Annotated in this window: 1 protein-coding gene and 1 pseudogene; both read right to left on the reverse strand. The window is 34.4% G+C overall.

Annotation, left to right across the window (positions count from 1 at the left end; all coding sequences use genetic code 11):
* A pseudogene (locus JCM10991_RS14730) lies at window positions 1-253 on the reverse strand (IS30 family transposase); the annotation flags it as partial.
* A 36-nt stretch (window positions 254-289) separates the two neighbouring features.
* Window positions 290-892: a helix-turn-helix domain-containing protein gene (locus JCM10991_RS14075; protein ID WP_051528026.1), complete on the reverse strand. Its 603-nt coding sequence runs from the start codon at window positions 890-892 to the stop codon at window positions 290-292.
* Between the last annotated feature and the right edge of the window lie 909 nt (window positions 893-1,801).

Genomic DNA, 1,801 nt, shown 5'->3' on the forward strand with positions numbered 1-1,801 from the left:
TGGCAGTACTTTTATGGATAAATCGTCTAATAATACGAATTACATTCTCATTTGAACCACGTTCACTTGGAGTGTATGGAGTCGCATAATAAGTGTTACTGTGAACTTCTTGAAGGCGTGAAAATTCTAGTCCGTTATCTGAGGTTAAAGACTTGAAAGTCTGATAGAACGTTTTTTCACCCATGCTAGACTTCAACTCTTCGAGTTTCTTATTAACGGATTCAGAACTCTTATCTTTGATACGAAAAATCATAGTATAGCGAGATAGATAAACGGTCAGTTAAGACCATTAAAACGTTGTCCATAGAGCTTTCTTGCCAACGACAGTATCAATTTCAAAGTGTCCAATTTCAGAACGACTATCAATGTAAGCAGGACGTTCATTAATACTGCGCCCCAATACACGTTTAACTGAAGCCTTTGAAGATTTATGGTTATTCTTACGGGTGGTTTTAGACATTAAATCAACGTTTTTAGTCTGCATAATACCTTTATCAATCCAAGTGTAAATAGTACGTTCACATGGAATAAATTCCGTAGGAATTACTTCTTCAAGCTTTGGAATTGTAGCATATGGTGAGTACTTAATACCATCAACTTTACCCAGGAATAAGCTATCTAATTCCGCTACAATTTCAGGAAAAGACCAATAAATAGGTTTTCTTCCACATTGCGATTTATTAGACGCATAACGAATTTGTCCAACTTCTGCGTAATATTGTTCGTTGTAATAGCGGTATTCTTTACCATTAGCTTTCTTTTGTATCTGCTTAATGGTTTTTACCCATCCATGCTTAACCTCATTATTAATGGTTTGAGGGACCCTATTGCGCTTCCTAGCGATTTGACGGTTAGATAAGCCCATTTCTTTGTAGGCTTGAATTTGTTCCACGCTCTTGAATCGTTAAATGAGTTCCTTTTTGAGGGTGATTTATTACAATTTGTGTGTTATCATTAACCAATGTCATAAGTACTTTAACGTGCCTTTCATTTGTTTTGTTTGGTTATTTTACTAGGTGGCCCGCTTAATTTTACATCTCAACTCATGAATATACAACAATAAATAAAGATATATTTTAATTAGTTTTTTTAGATTTTTTTAATTTTTTTACACACTTTTTTAAAAAGTATACTTTTGTTGCGAACAACTTTTCTTTTTAAATTCCTATTTTTATCAATTTTATATCGTTTTCAACCTTTTAAATTTAAGATACCTTTTCTCATTTTTAAAAAACATTTTTCAAAAAATATGTAACGAAAAATCAGTTAGATATTATTTAATATAGTCATAGAAACGATTTACATTATTTTCATTAAGTTATTACACTACATGTACAATTATCGTGTTAACAAAAGGCCCGCGAGCTCTCCTTTCGCGGGCCTTTTGTGTTAGGCTACAATTATTTTGGATACTTTTCAATAGTGCAGTAACATCGACTTCACCGATTTTTCCAACCTGAATCAAAAGCAAAAAATGGGTCGGTAATGGCTGCAAACTCATTTTTACATCAAAGCCAAGTCACGCATATTTTCTTTTTCGGCAATATCTGCCATCCTTTTCAAACACCACTTTTACATTATCCACTTAGTATTCCCAGAAACCCGTTACCTTAGTGGCGGTGTAGTTCGTCAACTACCCCCGAACAAGTTCGGGGGCTTGTAACTCACGATACTTGCGTGTCAGTAGTTCAAACGGTTAGGCAAGCCTAATCTCCTACATTGATGTGGCTACGTTTGGGTGGTTGACAACACCCTTTATTACCAACATATCAGTCGGTAACGTTATTTAATTCAAATTTTG

Source organism: Ligilactobacillus equi DSM 15833 = JCM 10991 (assembly GCF_000615765.1).
GTDB classification, from domain to species: domain Bacteria; phylum Bacillota; class Bacilli; order Lactobacillales; family Lactobacillaceae; genus Ligilactobacillus; species Ligilactobacillus equi.